The 19,093-nt window shown below is 44.2% G+C and carries 13 protein-coding genes and 1 tRNA gene; 6 read left to right on the plus strand and 8 right to left on the minus strand.

Features of this window, described 5'->3' with window-relative positions; translation table 11 throughout:
• Window positions 1-33: 33 nt before the first annotated feature.
• From HRU80_14275 to HRU80_14295, 5 genes are all read right to left on the minus strand, one after another.
• Window positions 34-1,146 (minus strand): DUF2334 domain-containing protein, encoded by a 1,113-nt coding sequence (locus HRU80_14275; protein QOJ29970.1) that lies wholly within the window; start codon window positions 1,144-1,146, stop codon window positions 34-36.
• A gap of 39 nt (window positions 1,147-1,185) precedes the next feature.
• Complete coding sequence (locus HRU80_14280) at window positions 1,186-2,325, minus strand: FIST C-terminal domain-containing protein (protein QOJ29971.1); 1,140 nt, start codon at window positions 2,323-2,325, stop codon at window positions 1,186-1,188.
• A gap of 423 nt (window positions 2,326-2,748) precedes the next feature.
• A complete protein-coding gene (locus HRU80_14285) occupies window positions 2,749-3,045 on the minus strand; it encodes a type II toxin-antitoxin system VapC family toxin (protein QOJ29972.1) in 297 nt (98 codons plus the stop codon).
• Entirely contained in the window at window positions 3,023-3,388 is a 366-nt protein-coding gene (locus HRU80_14290) for a hypothetical protein (GenBank protein ID QOJ29973.1), read from the minus strand. The genes HRU80_14285 and HRU80_14290 overlap by 23 nt, the downstream gene beginning before the upstream one ends.
• A gap of 414 nt (window positions 3,389-3,802) precedes the next feature.
• Window positions 3,803-3,878 (minus strand) — tRNA-Met (locus HRU80_14295).
• 300 nt (window positions 3,879-4,178) lie between these two features.
• Here HRU80_14295 and HRU80_14300 point away from each other — a divergent pair.
• The 4 genes from HRU80_14300 to HRU80_14315 all read left to right on the plus strand — a co-directional run bounded on the left by HRU80_14300 (window position 4,179) and on the right by HRU80_14315 (window position 9,280).
• Entirely contained in the window at window positions 4,179-7,166 is a 2,988-nt protein-coding gene (locus HRU80_14300; GenBank protein QOJ29974.1) for an amidohydrolase family protein, read from the plus strand.
• Window positions 7,166-8,461 (plus strand): amidohydrolase family protein, encoded by a 1,296-nt coding sequence (locus HRU80_14305; protein ID QOJ29975.1) that lies wholly within the window; start codon window positions 7,166-7,168, stop codon window positions 8,459-8,461. The genes HRU80_14300 and HRU80_14305 overlap by 1 nt, the downstream gene beginning before the upstream one ends.
• Before the next feature lie 206 nt (window positions 8,462-8,667).
• Window positions 8,668-8,892: a hypothetical protein gene (locus tag HRU80_14310; protein ID QOJ27326.1), complete on the plus strand. Its 225-nt coding sequence runs from the start codon at window positions 8,668-8,670 to the stop codon at window positions 8,890-8,892.
• On the plus strand, window positions 8,882-9,280 hold the full coding sequence (locus HRU80_14315; protein QOJ29976.1) for a type II toxin-antitoxin system VapC family toxin: 399 nt from the start codon (window positions 8,882-8,884) through the stop codon (window positions 9,278-9,280). The genes HRU80_14310 and HRU80_14315 overlap by 11 nt, the downstream gene beginning before the upstream one ends.
• A gap of 145 nt (window positions 9,281-9,425) precedes the next feature.
• On the opposite strand, the gene HRU80_14320 is transcribed toward HRU80_14315, so the two are convergent.
• Window positions 9,426-12,509: a T9SS type A sorting domain-containing protein gene (locus tag HRU80_14320; GenBank protein QOJ29977.1), complete on the minus strand. Its 3,084-nt coding sequence runs from the start codon at window positions 12,507-12,509 to the stop codon at window positions 9,426-9,428.
• 7 nt (window positions 12,510-12,516) lie between these two features.
• Window positions 12,517-12,966 (minus strand): hypothetical protein, encoded by a 450-nt coding sequence (locus tag HRU80_14325; protein ID QOJ29978.1) that lies wholly within the window; start codon window positions 12,964-12,966, stop codon window positions 12,517-12,519.
• A gap of 141 nt (window positions 12,967-13,107) precedes the next feature.
• Here HRU80_14325 and HRU80_14330 point away from each other — a divergent pair, with 141 nt between their 5' ends.
• Together HRU80_14330 and HRU80_14335 are read left to right on the plus strand one after the other, a co-directional pair.
• A complete protein-coding gene (locus HRU80_14330; GenBank protein ID QOJ29979.1) occupies window positions 13,108-15,942 on the plus strand; it encodes a hypothetical protein in 2,835 nt (944 codons plus the stop codon).
• Entirely contained in the window at window positions 15,911-17,902 is a 1,992-nt protein-coding gene (locus HRU80_14335; GenBank protein QOJ29980.1) for a DUF2723 domain-containing protein, read from the plus strand. Before HRU80_14330 ends, HRU80_14335 begins: the two co-directional genes overlap by 32 nt.
• 102 nt (window positions 17,903-18,004) lie before the next feature.
• On the opposite strand, the gene HRU80_14340 is transcribed toward HRU80_14335, so the two are convergent.
• On the minus strand, window positions 18,005-19,093 hold the full coding sequence (locus HRU80_14340; protein ID QOJ29981.1) for a DUF4837 family protein: 1,089 nt from the start codon (window positions 19,091-19,093) through the stop codon (window positions 18,005-18,007).

The following is a 19,093-nucleotide window of genomic DNA, read 5'->3' on the forward strand; positions in this document are numbered from 1 at the left end:
AGGCTCCCTAATACAGCGCTAATAGAAGAACCCCTACTTTATCAGCAATATCTTATGATAAACATTGTATCGGTTCTGTTTCAGATGAACGAAATAGATACCTGAGGTAAGGTCACCCGCATGAAAATTTTGCAGATGCCAGCCTGCCGGCAAATTTTCATCCAGTAGTACCCTGATTTCTTCACCAGCAACGTTATAAATGCTAAGCTTCGTGTATCCAGATTCTATTAATCGAAAATGTATCGTAGTTACCGGATTGAACGGATTCGGATAGCTCTGCAAAATCATCATCTTCTCAGGTACAAGGGCAATTTCCTCCCTCGTGCTGCTCATCGGCCCGCGGAATGATGCAGCTGCCTGACTCACCGTCCGGTAGCGCACTTTATTGCCGTATTCTGCGTTTACCGAATCAAGCAGTTCACCTGTCCACCGCAGCACGATGCTGTCCTGATATGCCGGACGGATAAAAGGATCATGAAGCAGCAGGCAGTAGTATCCGGCAGTCTGCGCTTTGCTTCGTATATCCGCAAGTGCTGATGTAAGGCGGCTCTGATACTGTTCGGGCGTAATCTGCCAGGTATATTCGTTGTGGGGTGCAAGGTTGTAGAGATTCTTATATATATTCTGCTTTGTTGAGCCGGTGGTTGAGATGAACTGAAAGCTGCTGTCCAGCAGAACCTGAAACGTAACTGAGTCCACCTGATGCCCCGGCGGAACAAAACTGACAGGCACAACACCGACTGAGTCACGCAACAGTTCCAGCCCCTGCCGTATCAGATCCATCTGATTCTGATAAGGAAAATGATAGGATTGCGTCGTGCAGAACATCTCATGACTGGACTGACCGCAGCGCTGGCAGATATGGATATATCCGTGCTGGCTGATCTCATGACCGCCCGCAATGGTTGCGCGCAGTTCGGCTGAAAGTTTTCCGCTTAAATTCATATCTTCAATAAGCCGGTGAGGCATTACCGCCCATGTTACTTTACCGCCCCGCTGTTCAACAATGTGCTGAAACGGCAGAATTCCCGCAGGGTAAGTTACGTTCCGTGAGTAAATATCGTCAACGTGGATTACAAAAAGAAGGCTGTCCTGAGGAAAAAGTGTCAGCGTAAATATATACAGGGCAAACAGATACCGCATCATACAGCAGGATTCCGTATTGCACTATATATCCGCATCTCTTTACTCCTCGCGAAAAGTGGTAATGGTCATAGTCTGATTGTGAAGTTCACATCTGCCGGCGTGAAATCCGGGGGAGATTTCACCATAGGAATAAAATCCGGTCAGTTTTGTCTTTCTTCCAAAGATGCTCCTGACGCTGTCAACTTCTTTTTCAATCTGACGGTCAAGCACCAGTTTACGCCCAACACAGCTTATCAGGATTGCAAGCTCCGGCTCTGATGCGCCAAGCGGTTCCCGGCTTATAGAAGCGGCTTTGGTCGCTCCTTCAATAAGCCGGTCAAAATTCGCTCTCATCAGACGGGCATAAGTTCCTTTTGGCATATTGCCTGCAAAGGTCATGCTCTGATCTTCTTCTGATATATTTAGTACCGTGCGTACTATTGCTTCACTTCCATCGGGTGTTCTGATGCTGAGCGGAAAAAGCAGAGCTGTGCCCGGTAACCCATCGGCTTTATCGCCAAGATAGAGTTTATAGAGCTCAAGGGCGGAGTGATTATCAAGTTCATACAGAATGTTTTTTTCTGCTTTGGTGATCAGCCTCTCCGGACCGAATGGGTCCCATCCTCCGAAGGAACCGTAACCAACCTTTAAATGACTCCCGTAAAATCCAACAGCAACAAGATTTCCCTCAGAGGGAGGGGCATCAATTCCAACAAGAGTTTTACTGAAGTTGGCTCCGTCCCCGGCAAGTCCGCCGGTAATAGCAACCTGCGGGGGAAGTTTTGCGGTCATCCCATTAATAAGTTCAGTGCCATTGACCATCTGGCCGTCAGAGATTACAAAAACATGAACGAGTCCGTCAGCGGGGAGTTTTTCTGCCAGTTTGAGACCGGCAATATGGCTGTCTCCACACTCTGACATGGTCACGGATGAAAAATGCAGGCTTGTTTTCTGGAAGTATACTGCGGTCAGGGCAAGGGTGTCGTCCGTTACACGGGTATCAAGAATCTCCCCGGAAGTAGTGTTGAGCAGAATTCTTGCGTGCGGATACATTTTTTTAATCTCAAAAAATCTATCACTATTTTCCAGCTGTGCCCTGCCTCCAAAAACCAGAACCAGTTGCGCGGCTGAATCAGAAAGCGGCTCAGAGATAGTCTGCCAGCCACGGAGGGCCGTCCATCTCTTTTGTTCAATTTTCATGCAGATAGTGAATTATGATGTAAAATGCTAAAAACAACATGAAAGATACTGTTTTTTCTCTTAAAACGGATATGGGTTGGGGCACTAATTAGAATTTTGAATATTCACGGCTAAATTAAGGACTTTGCCGATGAGCACTCCGGAAGACGGGATTCTAAGAAAAAACCCGCCACCTGGATGCTTTTCATTGAGGAAATCAGGTTTATTAACCATAATTTTTCGGATTACCGGTAGTGTCATGAAACCTTACGAAACTTGCATTAAAACGGAAATCAATAAAAAGAGCTCAAGCAAATAGAATTTTTTTGCTCGAATTTTGATTCGAACCCAATATCAAATTACCAAAATTCTATGTTGCGAAAATATTTAGAACAGACAGCCCCGGAATATTCTTAAAATCTTCGAGATTTGCTGTAACAAGTGTCAGATTGCTAACAATAGCAGTTGCTCAATAATGGCATCAGCAAGTTTTATCTTTCTGTACTTTCTGATTTCTATAGTTTTATTGACGATTGGGTTGGTAAGAGGAATTACATTTATAATTTTAAAGAAGTTCAGAAACTCGTCAAACTGGGTTCTATCTAAATTATGATACCCTAACACTTCCATTTTGGTGATAACTGAAACACTTGGAAAGGTCTCAGAGATAAATTCTATTGCGGCATTGTGCTTCCCTATAATTGCATAAATAATAATGTTACTGTCCGCTAAAAAACTCACGATCCTCCCTTTCCTTTTTTTGCCAGTCAATTACATCGGGCAAATCAGAAAAAGCCAATGAATCTCTTAATTTTAAAAGGACTTCTTTGAATTGCTTCCTTTTGTTCTCTTCTGATGGAGCATGATCCACAACGATTACCCGAATCTCTTTCCCTTTAAGTTCTTCGGCGGAAACATTCTGAAGAAGGTGCAGCACTCCGTCTTTATAAGTGGCAAGGAGGGGTGTTGAATCGCTCAAATTTGACCTCTTTTCAATTCCTGGATGCTTTCTTTGAGAAAATTGCTTGGGTAAATATATTGAAAAGGTAGGAATTAGGATATAACCGGCATAGTGAGGCATCAAGCAAGCTTTCTAAATTTGAGACCGCTTACCTTAGGTTTTGAAGAAAAAAGGCTGCTGTTTAAGCTACCTTTTTCCTGCAGTAGAGAGGGTCCCGAGACTTCGGGAAACCTACATCCCGAAAGCCTTCGGATTATGAGTCCGACGAGCTACTCCCGATTCTCGGGACTCCACCCCGCGATGTAAAACTTTTTTACCCCATAACTTGAACCTACATTCCGAAAGCCTTCGGGTTATGAGCCCGACGAGCTACTCCCGATTCTCAGGACTCCACCCCGCGATGTAAAGCTTTTCTAACCCCACCCTGTGATGTAAATTCTTTTTGAACCACCACTTGAACCAACATCGCAAAAGCTTTCGGAATATGAGCCCGATCCTTTAAAACAAAAAAGGCCGTCTTACGACGACCTTTTTTCGTGGTAGCGGGGGCAGGACTTGAACCTACAGCCTTCGGGTTATGAGCCCGACGAGCTACCAATTGCTCCACCCCGCGATGTAAAACTTTTTTAACCCCACCCCGACGAGCTACTCCCGATCCTCGGGACTCAACCCCGCGATGTAAAACTTTTTTTACTCCACCACGACGAGCTACTCCCGATTCTCGGGACTCCACCCCGCGATGTAAAACTTTTTTTTCCCACCCCGACGAGCTACTCCCGATTCTCGGGACTCAACCCTGCTCTGTAAAATTTATTTTAGAAAACAAATATACCATTTTCTGCCGAATTATACCAGATTTTCTTTATCTTTTCTGCTCTGACACTAAATTTTTCCACTTAATCTCAATAGAATTATGAATACCCGGCTTTTATGCTTCTTTTTTGCGATTTTCTACGGATTGCAGATTTCTGTATCCGCGCAATCAATCTACCCGGTAAACGGACCTACAGACGTCAGGGACGTGACTTATGCACTGGTGAACGGTCAGGTGATTTCTTCCTGGGATTCTGCCCCACAGAAGGCAACTCTTCTCATAAAAAACGGCAAAATACTGAATGTCGGGGCTTCAGTTTCAGTGCCGGCAGATGCGGTCATCATTGACTGTTCTGGCCGTATTATTTATCCGGCCTTTATTGATATCTATTCCGGCTACGGACTACCCGCTCCCGTAAGGCAGCCGCCGACATCCAACCGTCCTAAATACGAAAGAACTTCAGACAAACAAAGCTACTGGAATGAGGCAATCCGTTCTTCATTCTCAGGAGTCAGTTCATTTACCGTTAAAGAAAAAGAAGCAGAGGAACTGAGAACTCTGGGTTTTGGAGCCGCTCTTCCGGTTTATAAAGATGGTATCGTAAGAGGTACCTTTCCAATTGTTCTGCTCGGTTCAGGGCATGAAGTTGAGAATATCCTGCAACCGGAGGCAGTTACCGGGTACTCTTTTAATAAGGGCACTTCTCTTCAGGCAAATCCAAACTCACTCATTGGCGCCATAGCCCTTATGCGTCAGTTTTTTTATGATGCTGATTGGTATCAGAAGTCAGGCACAAAAGAATATTACCAGTCGCTGGATATATATAATAAAACAAAATCACTCCCCCGCTTCTTTGAGGCGGAAGGTTGGCAGAATTCACTCCGCATCAAAAAGATTGCCGATGAATTCAAAATGCAGTTCGTGATAAAAGGCGGCGGTAATGAATATCAGCGGATTGATGAAATAAAGAAAACAGGTTTCTCCTATATCCTGCCTCTAAACTTCCCGGCATCCTTTGAGGTTTCTAATCAGTTTGACGCTGATCTCATTCCTTTCTCAGCGTTAAAGCATTGGGAACTTGCTGCCTTTAACCCGGCACGCTTTGCGGAAAAGAATATTCCGTTTGCCTTTACTCTTGACGGTTTAAAGGATAAAAAAGAATTCAGAAAGAATCTGCTTAAAGCAATTCAGTATGGACTCACCCCGGCTCAGGCGCTGCGTGCTCTTACTGAAACTCCGGCAAAACTTATTCAGGCAGAAAACATGCTCGGTGCAGTAAAACAGGGATATATTGCCAATCTGATAATAACAGACGGTGATTTATTTGATGAAAATGCTTCGATGCTTGAAACGTGGGTCTCAGGCAAGCGTTATCGTCATGCGGAAATTCCCGAACAGGAAATCCGCGGCACCTACCGGCTCAGTTATCTGAATAATGAACTCACAGCAGAAATAAAAGGCAAGCCAGGCAAGCCGGAAGTAAAACTTATCGGAACTTCGCTAAGCACAAAAGCTGCATTAAATTCTCAGCTTGTGACAATTCGCTTCACCAATGCAAAAGGAGATACAGTATATACGCTTTCCGGAACTTTTACCGGCGCCAAAACGCTGAGCGGGACTGGCACGGATGCAGGCGGCAATACCTTCACCTGGAAAGCAGCGCGAACCTCAGACTTTGTTTTCACACCATCGCCTGTTAAACCAAAACCCGAAACCGGCTCTATTATTTATCCGTTTGAAGCATACGGTAAAAAAGAGTTGCCGACTGGCTCAGGGTCATTGCTTATAAAGAATGCAACCATCTGGACAAATGAAAAGGAAGGAATTCTTGAACAAAGTGATATTCTGGTTGAAAACGGACTCATCAGTAAAACAGGTAAAAATCTTACCGCTTCCTCAGGTGTTCCTGTAATTAATGCAAACGGAAAACATGTAACTCCGGGAATCGTTGATGAACATTCACATATTGCTATTACCGCGGGTGTTAATGAAGGCACTCAGTCTTCAAGCGCGGAAGTTAGAATTGAAGATGCAGTGAACCCTGAGGACATTAATATATACCGCCAGCTTTCAGGCGGGGTAACTACCATACAGCAGCTTCACGGCTCTTCCAATCAGGTAGGAGGGCAGTCATCCATCATTAAACTTCGCTGGGGCAGTACTGCTGATGGTCTGAAGTTTAAGGATGCTCCTAAGTTCATCAAGTTTGCGCTTGGGGAAAATGTGAAGCAGTCAAATTGGGGTGATAACTCAAACGAAAGATATCCTCAAACCCGCATGGGTGTTGAACAGTACTATTTTGACCTCTTCACCCGTGCAAGAGAATACGCTGCAAAGAAAAAGACCGGGGGAATCACATTCCGTGTTGACCTTGACCTTGAAACTATAAATGAAATCCTTGAAGGTAAACGAAACATTACCTGTCACTCTTACGTGCAGTCTGAGATAAATATGCTCCTGCATGTGGCCGACTCTATGGGCTTTAAGGTGAATACCTTTACTCATATCTTAGAGGGATATAAAGTTGCTGATAAAATGAAACAGCATGGTGCAAGCGCTTCTTCATTTTCTGACTGGTGGGCGTATAAGTTTGAGGTATATGAAGCAATTCCGCATAATGGCGCTATCATGCATCAGGCAGGACTGAATGTCGGGTTTAACTCTGATGACGCAGAAATGGCACGCCGGCTTAATCAGGAAGCAGCCAAAGCAATTAAGTACGGAAGTATATCCGAAGAGGATGCACTGAAATTCGTCACTCTCAACCCGGCCAAGATGCTTAAACTTGACCATAAAATCGGAAGCATTAAAGTCGGCAAGGATGCAGACCTGGTTATCTGGAACGGACATCCCCTCTCAGTTGCAAGCCGGGCAGAAAAAACTATTATTGACGGAGTTGTCTATTTTGACCGTGAACTGAATAATAAATCTGCAGATGATGTAAGAGCAGAGCGAAACAGAATTATATTGAAAATGCAAACAGCACAGAAGAGCGGTGAACCCGCCGTAAAACCTGAAATTAAAAAGGAGATGCACTATGAATGCGAAACGCTCCTTGATGACTATACCGCGGAAGGAGGTTTCTGATGAAAAAGACATATATAATCATTACTTTACTGCTCATAGCAGTATTTTCCTTGAACGCGCAAAAACCTGTTCCTGCCGTACCGCAGTCAGAACCAATCCTTATTAAAGGAGGTACCGCTCATCTCGGTGACGGAAGAGTCATTCAGAATGCACTGATAGGTTTCAGCGGAGGAGTAATTTCACTGGTTGACTCTCTTAGCGGTAATGCTGATTTATCTTCTTATAAAAAAGTGATTGATGCCGAAGGCAAACATATTTATCCTGGTTTTATTGCGCCTAACACACTACTCGGACTAACAGAGATTGAAGCTGTCCGTGCGACACGCGACTTCACAGAAACAGGATTTTTTAACCCTAACGTCCGTTCTCTGATCGCCTACAATACAGATTCTAAAATCCTCCCGACCGTTCGAAACAATGGTGTGCTGATTGCAGAGTCCACCCCCACAGGAGGATGGATTTCCGGCTCTTCTTCCCTGATGCAGCTTGACGGCTGGAACTGGGAGGATGCTGTGCTCCAACCGGATGCTGCAATTCAACTCAGGTGGATGAGTGAAACCGATTTCAGAGCTCAGGAAATGAAACTGCAGACTGGCGAAGGATATAATAATTATCTCAGCCAGGTACGTGGCTTTTTCCAGGAAGCTGCAGCGTATGCTAAAACAAAAAATCCTGCAGTACCGAATATACGTTTTGAAGCAATGAAAGGGCTTTACTCCGGCGAACAGATATTGCTTATTCATGTCAACAATGCTAAGGATATCATCACATCCGTTGAACTTGCAAAACAGTCAGGAATTAAACGCATCGGCATAGTCGGCGGCGCAGAGTCATACAAAGTGACTTCGTTCCTGAAAGAGTATACTATCCCGGTTCTCATCAGAAAGATTCACTCACTTCCCTATTCCTCATCAGAGGATATTGATATGCCTTTTAAGCTGCCGTATATACTCAAACAGAATGGCATCTTGTTTGGTTTTGAATCTGGTAGTGAGGGTTCAGAAGTGAGAAATCTGCCATTTATCTCCGGAACTGCGGCAGGGTACGGACTCACGTTCGAAGATGTAGTGCAGGGTTTAACGCTCAACACAGCCAAAATATTCGGTATTGATAACCGTGTTGGCTCTCTTACCAAAGGTAAAGACGCGACTCTGTTTATCTCTGAGGGCAATGCTCTTGAGATTACCGGTAATAAACTTACCTATGCTTTCATTCAGGGCAAAAAACTTGACCTGCGTAATGAACAGACCGAACTTTATGACCGGTATATGAAGAAATACGGACTGGATAAATAGTCCTAATTTCCGCGAAAATCTGCGTGATCTGCGGGAGAGAAAAGTTTCCCGCAGATCACGTTTATCAACGCTGATTCCTTTTTTTATGCCAAAATCAGATTATATCGGATTTGTAAAGTTTTCCTGTAGGCAAACACAAAATCCTCTTAATTCACTTGAAAATATTTCAAGTTTCGTTTATTTTTGCAGAAAAAGTATCAAATAAAATGAACCCGATCCGAAAAATTCTGAATGTTGAAGACGATGCCATCCTTATAAAAATGCCTAAAGGTATGAATGGTATGAAAGTTGAAGTTTCAATTACTCCCGTTGAAGATGAACTTGGTGTAACCGAAGAGACCATAAAGTATGATTTTTCTGATCTTGCAGGCAAACTAACATGGAAAGGTGATGCTGTAAAAGAACAGAGAAGATTACGTGATGAGTGGTAAAAGATACCTGCTTGATACAAATGCAATTATTTTACTTCTTAGAGGCAGCAAAGAATTATCCAAACTTTTAACTTCTGCAGAGTGGGTTGGCATTTCAGTTGTTTCAAAACTTGAATTTTTATCATTCAGGGATATTTCTCAGTCAGACAAAAATTTATTCAGTAATTTCCTTGAGAAAATTAATGTGCTTGGATTGCATTCTCACGATCAGCTTCTTCTTGACCTGATTGTTCGCATAAGAACTGAAAAATCGTTAAAGTTACCCGATGCAATTATTGCCGCAACTGCTATAAATAATCAAGCTACATTAGTCTCAAACGACAAATCATTTTCTGGAGTAACCTCCCTGAATATTATCTCAAATAGCGATGATTTGATAGTCAACTAACATATTGAATAGGTCTGCAAGCAAAATTTTCCTTTTGTTATTCTAAACTAATTGATGTATAAAAAAAGGCGGCCAGATTCGGCCGCCTTTTTTTTGAGAATAGTTTCCGTAGAGACGATGCATGCATCGTCTCTACAAATTATTGTCACTTCTGCAAAATCATCTTCATGGTTCGCACATAATTACCAGCGGTTAACCGGTATATATACGTACCGCTTGCTGACTGCACTCCCATGTTGTTCTTGCCGTTCCACATAATTGAGTAAGTTCCCGGAGCCAGTGTGTTTTCTGCCAGGGTTGCTACTTCCCGCCCGTTAATGTCATACACCTTCAGAGTAACAAATTCTTCTTTTGGTAATCCGAACCGTATCATTGTTGACGGATTAAATGGATTCGGGTAATTCTGTTCCAATGAAAATTCACTCGGAACAGTTGTCTCAATCATCACATCAGTTGCCGGGGTCTCAATTGAAGCACGCATAAAATAGGTTTCATTCCAAGGCTCCCAAACCAGTGAACCTTTATCCCACGCTCTGCCGTTGTTAATCTGATCGTAACCAAAGAGCGGTTTATTAGTGCCGTCGTATTCCATTCCAACATAAAACTCATCATTAACGATCACATTAAGAGAGGATACATCAATATCGTCCCAGCCGGGATATCCTACCGCGGTTCTGAATGGCAGGGAGGCCAGATTTGCAACCGGTCCGCTTGTGCCTCCGCTCATCAGCAACGGTTTGTAGCGAGCAGTTGTTGCACTGCTGACACCGAGTATATACATACTGATCTTTACTACTTTAGAATTCGCAACCGTTGCGGTAATCCGGTTGGCGCTTGCCTGACCTGCCGTACCCCAGAAATATCCTGATGATGGAGTGCCATCATCGTAGAGCAGGTTAACGACCGTTCCGCCTCCACCACCTCCGCCTGAGGTAGAGAAGGATGCAGAAAACATACCGCGGCCGTGTGTTGAAGCATATAACTTATTATCTGATGCACGGTAATCCAGATCAAATACCGGCACGTTTGCCATTCCGTTATTCTGTTTTACCCAGGAAGTTCCCCCATTGGTCGAACGGAAAATTCCAAGATCAGTGCCCACCACAAGATCAGAAGCGCTTGCCGGATTGATTACAATGCAGTTTACCGGAATATTCGGCAGATTGCCGGATACATTTGACCAGTTCACACCGTAATTAGTTGTTTTATATACCTTCTGTCCGGAGGAAAATCCTGAAAAAGTAGCATAAGCAGTACCCGGGTCAGAATCAAGTATCGTAATCCTTGTTACATATAAATTTGGCAGACCGCTGTTGCGCAAATTCCAGGTGCTTCCGGTATTAGTAGTAACCTGCACTCTGCCGTTCGAGGTACCGGCATATATCACGGCAGAATTACCTTTTGCGGCAATAACCGTTGAAATAGTAGCTCCGTTCGAACCTGTTCCGTCACCGGTTAAATCTGAACTGATGGCTGTCCAGTTGCCCGCGCTGTTAGTAGTGCGCCAGACCCGGTAAGTTCCTGCTACCAGGATACTTGAGTTATTTGGATCCATAGAAAATGGCGTAATAAATAATGTGCGGTCAGTTGTTCCCGAATAAGTCCCCGAACCGGTTGGCACACCGTTCATGGCCTTGAAGAAGGTTGAACCGCCGTTGGTTGACTTAAAGAACGCCCAGTTCACATATTCTATATATATATTATTCGGATTCGCGTAATCAACCTCGGTAGCTCCTCCGTCACCGCCGAAAATCTCACCCCAGGTGGTTGAACCTGTTGATTTGAGCGTACCGTTATCCTGAGTTCCTGCGTAATATTTTGATGCCGAGGGGTCCACAGCTCCATAATATATCTGCGTTATATAAAGACCGTTATTCAGGCTGTTCCAGGTCTCTCCTTTATTTGTTGATTTATAAACACCGCCGTCCGTTCCGACATAAACAATATTTGCATTATTCGGATCAAAAACAATGGCATGATGATCAGCATGCACATAAGGAGGGGCGCCAGACTCTTCATACCAGTTGGTCTTCTGTGTCCAGGAGGAGCCATTGGAAGTTGACTTCCATAAATCAAGCCCGGCAGCGTAAAGAATTCCGGAGTTATCCGGATCAACAGCCAGGATGTTATTATACCATGCCTGCCCGCTGGTGTAGGTTGTAGCGCCAGAATATGCAGGACCAGGTATGGTAATGGTTGACCAGGAGGAACCTCCGTTGGTTGTTCTGATCATCAGACCGCATTCGCTGGTGCTCAGATCAAGAAATGAAGCATACGCCACAGAGGGATTTGATTTTGAAACTGCAACCTCAACCCTGCCCATTCCTGACTGTGTATATACCTGCGAAAAAGTGCTGCCGGCATTGGTTGAACGCTGAATGTTGGATGTGTTAAACAGTCCGAATGCAGCGTAAATAGTAGTCGGAGATGTTGACGCTATTTCAATATCAGTGCAGTGTACATCTGAGTTGTTTGATCCGGTCAGAACCGCTGTAAATGAAGTGCCGCCATTGGTTGACTTAAAAAGCCCTTTACGTGTAGCAGCCCACAGAGTATTGGTGGTTGCATCATAATCCAGATCATTTACGTAGTGATACGATGAATTCATGGTGGAACTGAGCTGGGTCCAGGTGCTTCCGCCGTCCGTGGTCTTAAATATACCTTCTCCGCGAATAGCATCAATGTTAAAAAATCCTTCACCGGTGCCGGCATAGATGATATTCGGGTTGGAGGGATCCATAACCATTGAGCAGACTGCCAGATTTTCCATTTCATCCTTGCAGGGGAACCATGAAGAGCCGCCGTTAGTGGTTTTCCAGACGCCGCCGGATACCGATGCCGCATAGATGATGGATGTATTATTCGGGTTTACCAGAATGCTTCTGACTCTGCCTCCGATGTTGCCCGGGCCAAGCTGAGTCCAGGTAAACTCATTCTGAATCTCTTCGTAGGTTGCAGAAGTATTATTTACCCTGATGTGCTCCATTGCTTCTTTGCGCCAGTTTTCCGGTATGGTTGTCCCCGGATAGGCACGCTGGCTGATATACCACTCCATCGCCTTATCCGGATAACCGGCCTTGGCTTTTTTAACACCTGATTTTTTCTGCTCAATTTTCCAGCTAATATAATCCTTTAAGGAAATTCTGCCGTCCTGGTATCCTGCGTGCTGCAGCAGCAGCGCTGCAGGAAGAAGAATCAGCAGAGCAAATGCTAACACCTGTTTTTTCATGGCTGCCTCAGTTCTTTATTAAATAATCTTTTATATACCATCCTTTTTTCAGCACATAAAATGCGTGCACACGGATGGTTGTGCCTTTTTTAATCTTGCTTAATTGCTTCAGTCTGGCGTTTACCGGATCATCGGCAATTTCTCCTTTTTCATTAATAATGAAATTCGGGGTAAGAAAAATTTCCTCACCGAGCACTGCCATATTTTCATTTTCATCTACTTTAGCCACCACCGAAGTTCTCATTTTCAGGACGAAGTCAGTCTCATCCTCCCGGTAATTTGCCAGAACTTCCCCTTCTATCATGCTCAGGTTATTCTTAATTTCCTGACGCGGTTTCAGATTTTTTGTGTCATTTTGTGAAATTTCCTGGTCCTGCCGCGGAACGGAATTATCACCGCCCGAACAGCCGGATACAATAATGAAAAATGGAATCAATAGCAGTAAACGAAGTTTCATGGTGCCTCTATTAGTTATTGGAATTAACCGCCGCAAAGAATACATTGAAATATAAGGAGTTCAACTATAATATGTTAGTCTTAAGGGCAGTTGTTCCGGAAAGTCTGCACTGCATCACATTGACCGTAAATATCACCAGAAATGACCTCCGGCCAGGTGTTTAGCAAGGATTTTTACGATTTCCTGGAATCAGTAACCCCCGGATTCTTCTCAAATGAGGAAAAAGAGCGGATTCCGGGACTCTTCCTCAGCAGCAGGGATACTGTACTTCTTACCAGAGAAACAGAAAGCAATCTCCTCCGGATTCTAAAGGCATTTTATGACCCCCGCACCCTGCTGAGGGAATGCCTGCGCTTCCCCTGGTTTCCAAACACTCTTATGCAGATAGCAGGTCACAGTAACTATCTGACGGATATCGTTGTCCGTGATCCAGGCCCACTTTACGGTTTCCTTACTGAGGGATTGCTTGAAACACCCCTGGATGAAAAAGAATTACGAACATCAATCAAATTCAGTATTCAGAACTATTCCTCTCTCGAAAAACAGATTGCTTATCTGAAAGGAATAAAGCGCCGTGAAATGCTGAAAATTGCCCTGAGAGATCTTCTAAAAATGGCGGAACTTGAGCAGCTTCTAAAAGAAGTATCCGGTCTTGCGAGAGTTATTACCGATACCGTATTTACGCTTTGCCATTCACATGAATCACTCCGGATTTGCGGAGCGGAAGTACCAGCGGAATATACCATGATCGCTCTCGGAAAAATGGGAGGCAATGAGCTGAACTACAGTTCGGATATTGACCTCATGGTCTTTTATAAACGGAATAAAAAAGCAGGGCGAAAAATTGAATACTACGAACTGCTCTCATCAGTTATCCGGCTGTTCACCTCGCTTATGACAACCCCTGATGAGAATGGTTTCCTCTACCGTGTTGATTTCCGGCTCCGGCCGGACGGCAAGTCCGCCCCTCTCTGCCGGACACTGACAGATACACTCCGGTACTATGAGTCCCGCGGGGAACACTGGGAGCGGCAGATGCTCATTAAAGCCGGATATATATCAGGAAGCAAAAAACTTTTTAGTGATTTTATCTCATACGTAACTCCGTTTATTTATCCCACTTCCTCGTTTATCTCGCCGCTCGAACAGATCCGCAAAATCCGGGGAAATATCCTCAGGGCAAATCAGAATGAACTGAACATCAAACTCGCTTCAGGGGGCATCAGAGATATCGAATTCGGCGTGCAGGCGCTGCAGCTTCTCGCGGGAGGAAAAAATCCGGATATCCGCACGGGCAACACCCTGAATGCTCTCCTTCAGCTTCGCGCTAAAGAACTTGTCTCAGAAGAGGAGTATTCCGGCCTTACTGCAATTTATATATACTACCGCAGGATTGAACACTATCTGCAGCTTATGAACGATCAGCAGACCCATACAATTCCGTCAGGCGGAGAGCAGCTCGAAAAACTTTCCGCATTTTTCAGTTATGAGTCATCCGGGGAATTTCTGTCTGACCTTGCCCGGAGGAAAGAAATCGTAAAACAATTCTTCCGGTCGGTTACCGGTGAGGAGGAAATAAAAAAAGAAGCAGATCAGTTTGAGATCATCCCATTTACAGATCCCGTATCAGCAAAAAAGCAGTATGCATATCTTAAGGAGGGAAAAAGTCTTATCGGCGAAAGAAATTTTGACACGATCTCCCTTCAGGCTTTCGCATCAGTTGAACCGATGATTATCAGCTTACTAAAAAAAGTATCTGATCCTGATACATTGCTTGCCAATATGGTAAAAATACTCCGCCAGGCTGCTTTTCCCTCAGTATGGTATGAGCAGTTCAGGAATGAAAAATTCCTTGAAGCATTTTCGGCGTTGTGTCTTCACGACAGCCGCTCAATGAATCTGCTCCCCGGAGATCCATACCTTCAGGAAAAGTTTTTAACCGGACGGGTTTTTGAACCGGATGCTTTACAAAATGCCTCTAATATCCGTGAAATGTATTTTATCCAGAGCATTCAGCTGCTTTTGGGTATGATTACAACCGATGAGTTCTCCCGCAGACTCTCCGCGGCTATCAGAAAGAAACTGATTATGTTTCTTGAAGAACAGATTTCCGATAACAATGAGAGGGATAATATCTGCGTTATCGCCGCGGGCAGCATTAGCACAGGAACCATGTCCTTTTCCAGTGATGCTGACCTGATTTTTATCAAATCGGAAAATTATAATCCGCCTGATATTCAGGAACGTTACTTCACTCTGCTCCACGAACTGAAGGTTGCCTCTTTTCCGATGGAAATTGATGCGCGTCTGCGGCCGGAAGGAAGAACCTCAGTCATCATATTCGGTTTAGGCGCTTACCAGGAGTATCTGCAAAAAAGGGCGAGGATATGGGAATTTCAGGCAATGACCAAAATGTCCTGTCTCTTTGGCAATAAAGAGCTTTTTGACCGCCTTACCATCTCTGCTGCTGTCTGCCTGCAGCGTTTTCCGCCTGAGCAGATCAGAGCAGAAATGCTGGTAATGAGGAAAAAACTCATTACTGAGTCCTCAGCGCTGGGCAGCGCTGTGGAAATTAAACGGGGAAAGGGGGGATATGTGGATCTTGAGTTCATTGCCCAGTTTTTGATTCTGCGCAATTCTGCTTATTTTGCGGCAATTCTTGGTATGGAATTCAGCAGTCTGATATCCTTTTTAGCAGAAAAGGAGATAATTTCTGCTGAAACTGGCGGGCAGATTCAAAGAAACTACTCCCTGCTCAAGTCCGCCGAGATTTTTCTGCAGATACTTGAACCGGCGGCAAAAGTAAGATTCCGAAATGAGAGCAAATCACTGCCGGTACTTGCGGGATTCATGGGTTATGACTCCCCCGAAGCACTCAGTAAATCAGTCAGCAGAATTATGAACGAAAATTCCGATTTATTAAGCAGATTCCTGAATAAGAGTAATGATGAATCCCAGACTGCAATATTTCCTTAAATACTATCATCCATTCCTTGCCGGAGCGGTTGTTCTGGCATTCTATGCCATAACTATTGCGCCCTCGGTAATTCAGATTGATTCAGGCGAGCTGGCTGCTGTTCAGCTTACACTGGGTATTGCTCACCCAACCGGGTATCCCCTTTTCACCATTCTTGGCTTTATCTTCTCTCACCTTCCCATTCCGGTTGCGCCTGTTGCAAAGATGAATATCCTTGCCGCGCTCTGGGTGACAGGAGGGGTGATTGTCTTCATATATACCTCTGAACTGATTTTAAAGCATCTTTCATCCTTTGTTTCAGACAAATCTGAAAAAGAATCCTTAAAACAGAAGAAGTCAAAAAAGAATAAAAAAGAAAAGGAAGAGCCCGCTGCCTCAGAGGTAAAAAAATCAGGTCTCAAGCATAAACCCTCGCTTTATATATTCACCGCCACTTCAGCAGGGCTTATTCTTGCATTTAACAAAACAGTCTGGTTTCAAAGCACATCGGTGGAAGTATATTCTCTCCATATCCTGCTGATTCTGCTGATTATTCACCTTCTGATCCGTGCCCGGTTAAATGCCCTGAGTGAATACCCGCACGATGTTCACTGGTTTGCTTTTGCATTCATGCTGGCCCTTGGGTTCACCAATCACATGACCACCCTGCTGATCCTCCCCGGGGTGGCCTATATCTATTTTATAACTTACAAACTGAATAAAGAGTCATCCATCAGAATTCTGAAGATGCTTTTTATTTTTTTCACAACACTCTTTCTTGTTTATTCATATCTCCCTATACGGGGTCTGCAAAATCCTTCCCTTAACTGGGGAAATCCGGTTAACCTTGAAAATATTATACGGCATATCTCAGGAAAGCAGTATCAGGTATGGATTTTTTCATCAACCGAAGCTGCCCGGAAGCAGTTTGAATACTTCATCAGCCAGATACCGCTTGAGTTCACTCTGAATCTGGTTTTTGTGGCTATCGGGCTGGTTTACTCCTTCCTGAAAGCACGGAAGATGTTTATCTTCCTTCTGATTTCTTTTGTGAGCACGGTTCTCTATGCTATTAATTATGATATCGTTGATATAGATTCTTATTTCCTGCTTGCTTATATCAGCATGGCCTATTTTGCGTTATTCGGATTATATAAGGCCTATCAGTGGCTCGGTGATAAACAATTGCAGCTGGTTCTGCCTGCCTCACTGGTTGCTATTTTCCTGGCGGCTCAGATCTATCTGAATTATGAAAAGATAAACCAGAAGGATAATCTCTCGGTAAAGGATTATACAACTCACGCGCTTCTAACCGCGGATAAACATGCCATCATTTTTACCTATCAGTGGGACTTCTTTATTTCCGCTTCCTACTATTTTCAGTATGTCGAAAAAATGCGGACTGATGTGAAAGTGATAGATAAAGAACTGCTCCGCCGCTCATGGTATTTTCCCCAGCTCGATTCTTTCATGCCGGATATTATGGCGAAAATAAAACCTGAGCGCGAAACTTTCCTCCGGCTGCTGGCTCCGTTTGAAAAGGATCTTCCGTTTGATCCCCAGCCGCTTGAAACTGCTTACCGGAACCTGATGCTCCGGCTTATTGAAACCAATCTCGGGCAGAGGCCTGTATATATTGGCTCCGAGCTGGTTGAAGGGGAGTTAAAGCGCGGCGAACTGATTATGCCTGAAGGTGTGATCCTTATTCCCGACCTCTTCTTCTACCGCGTTACCAAAGGAAATAAATATATCCCCGCTTCTGATCTGCCTGAAGAACCTATACGGTTTCCTGCTTATAAGACATACTATACCAATTTCATCTATCAGAATGCAGCAGCCATGCTCACCCGCAGAATCTTTTATGAACTGCAGTTTAATAAGATGGAAAAAGCAAAGGCATATTATAATTATCTGCGGACTAATTACCCTGAATACACCCCGCCGGCCGGTCTGACCGAAACAATGGAAAAAAGCCCGTAGGAAGTATGAATTTTGAGGTATGAATTATGATTAATAAAAAAGCGCAGGTAACCAGATGAAGTTGCCTGCGCTTTTTTTTGTAAGAAAGCTGCTTCTTAAAAATTACTTTTCTAATGCAGAAAGTTTTTCCTTAATTTCTTTCTCCGTCATCTCAGATTTCAGTCTGAAGGACTGCAGCACCACATCCGCCTGCTGAATCAGATTCCTCTTATAATACTTTGGCGCATAAACTGAACCGTCAAGCATATAGATTCTGCGTGAGGATTCATCATAAAATGTGTAGCTCAGAAATGGTCCCCCCATGAACTTATCCGTCATGTGCCACAAACCCTGGGTAAGGAGTGCGTACCGCCCGTTGAAGTTTGTTTCGGTTACGGTATACGCTGAATCACCAACCACAACGTAATCCTTATCATCACTGGTGCGGATATACTTTTCTGTTATCCGGTTACGGATGGCATAGACGCTGTCCTTATCGAGAAGGGTCGGATCAGCATTATCTATCCAGTGAATAAATATCCAGATCTCAAGCTCGGTATTTGGTGTTCTTCTGATCCAGGCAAACTTATTTTCCGTATCAGTAATGGCAATCTTATAATCTTTCTGCACATAGATTGTCCAGTCAAATTTTTCAAGAAGAGCAGCACCGGCTTTTTTATCTTCAAACTTAGAGCCCATAAGCCCGGCTTTCAGGCGCTCATCACTTGCCTTCTGAAAGCCATAAAGAAGCTTGTCTGAATTCCTGAGAAGTTCATATTCCAGCGTCGCCATATCCTTCGCGGTGATAATCATCATGAGCTGCCCTTTTGCCCAGAAGTTCTTTCGTGAGATAAATGCTCCTTCGCCCCGTTCCATTTTTTCACGGGCACTTGAATCCAGCACTGTTTCTATATACCTGGAAACCTGGCTTCCGCTGTTGAGCGGTGCAATAAAAACCACATTCTTAAACGTCTTTAGATTGTTCAACTGCGTTATATCAGCGCGGCGTATGGTAAACAGCCGCTCTGGCTGCGGAGTTTCAATTTCTTTTTCAAATACCTGGCTGAGTGATTCCTGCAGCTCGGCAAACTCCAGAGAATCGGCAAAAACAAATATTTCATCTTCAAATCCGCGTGCGGGCTGCTGGGTTGTCTCGCAGCCGGAGAATATAAGAAGAGTAGCAGACAGAATGAGACTGTATATATATTTCAT

The organism is Ignavibacteriales bacterium, from assembly GCA_015709675.1.
Taxonomy (GTDB): domain Bacteria; phylum Bacteroidota; class Ignavibacteria; order Ignavibacteriales; family Ignavibacteriaceae; genus H2-BAC3.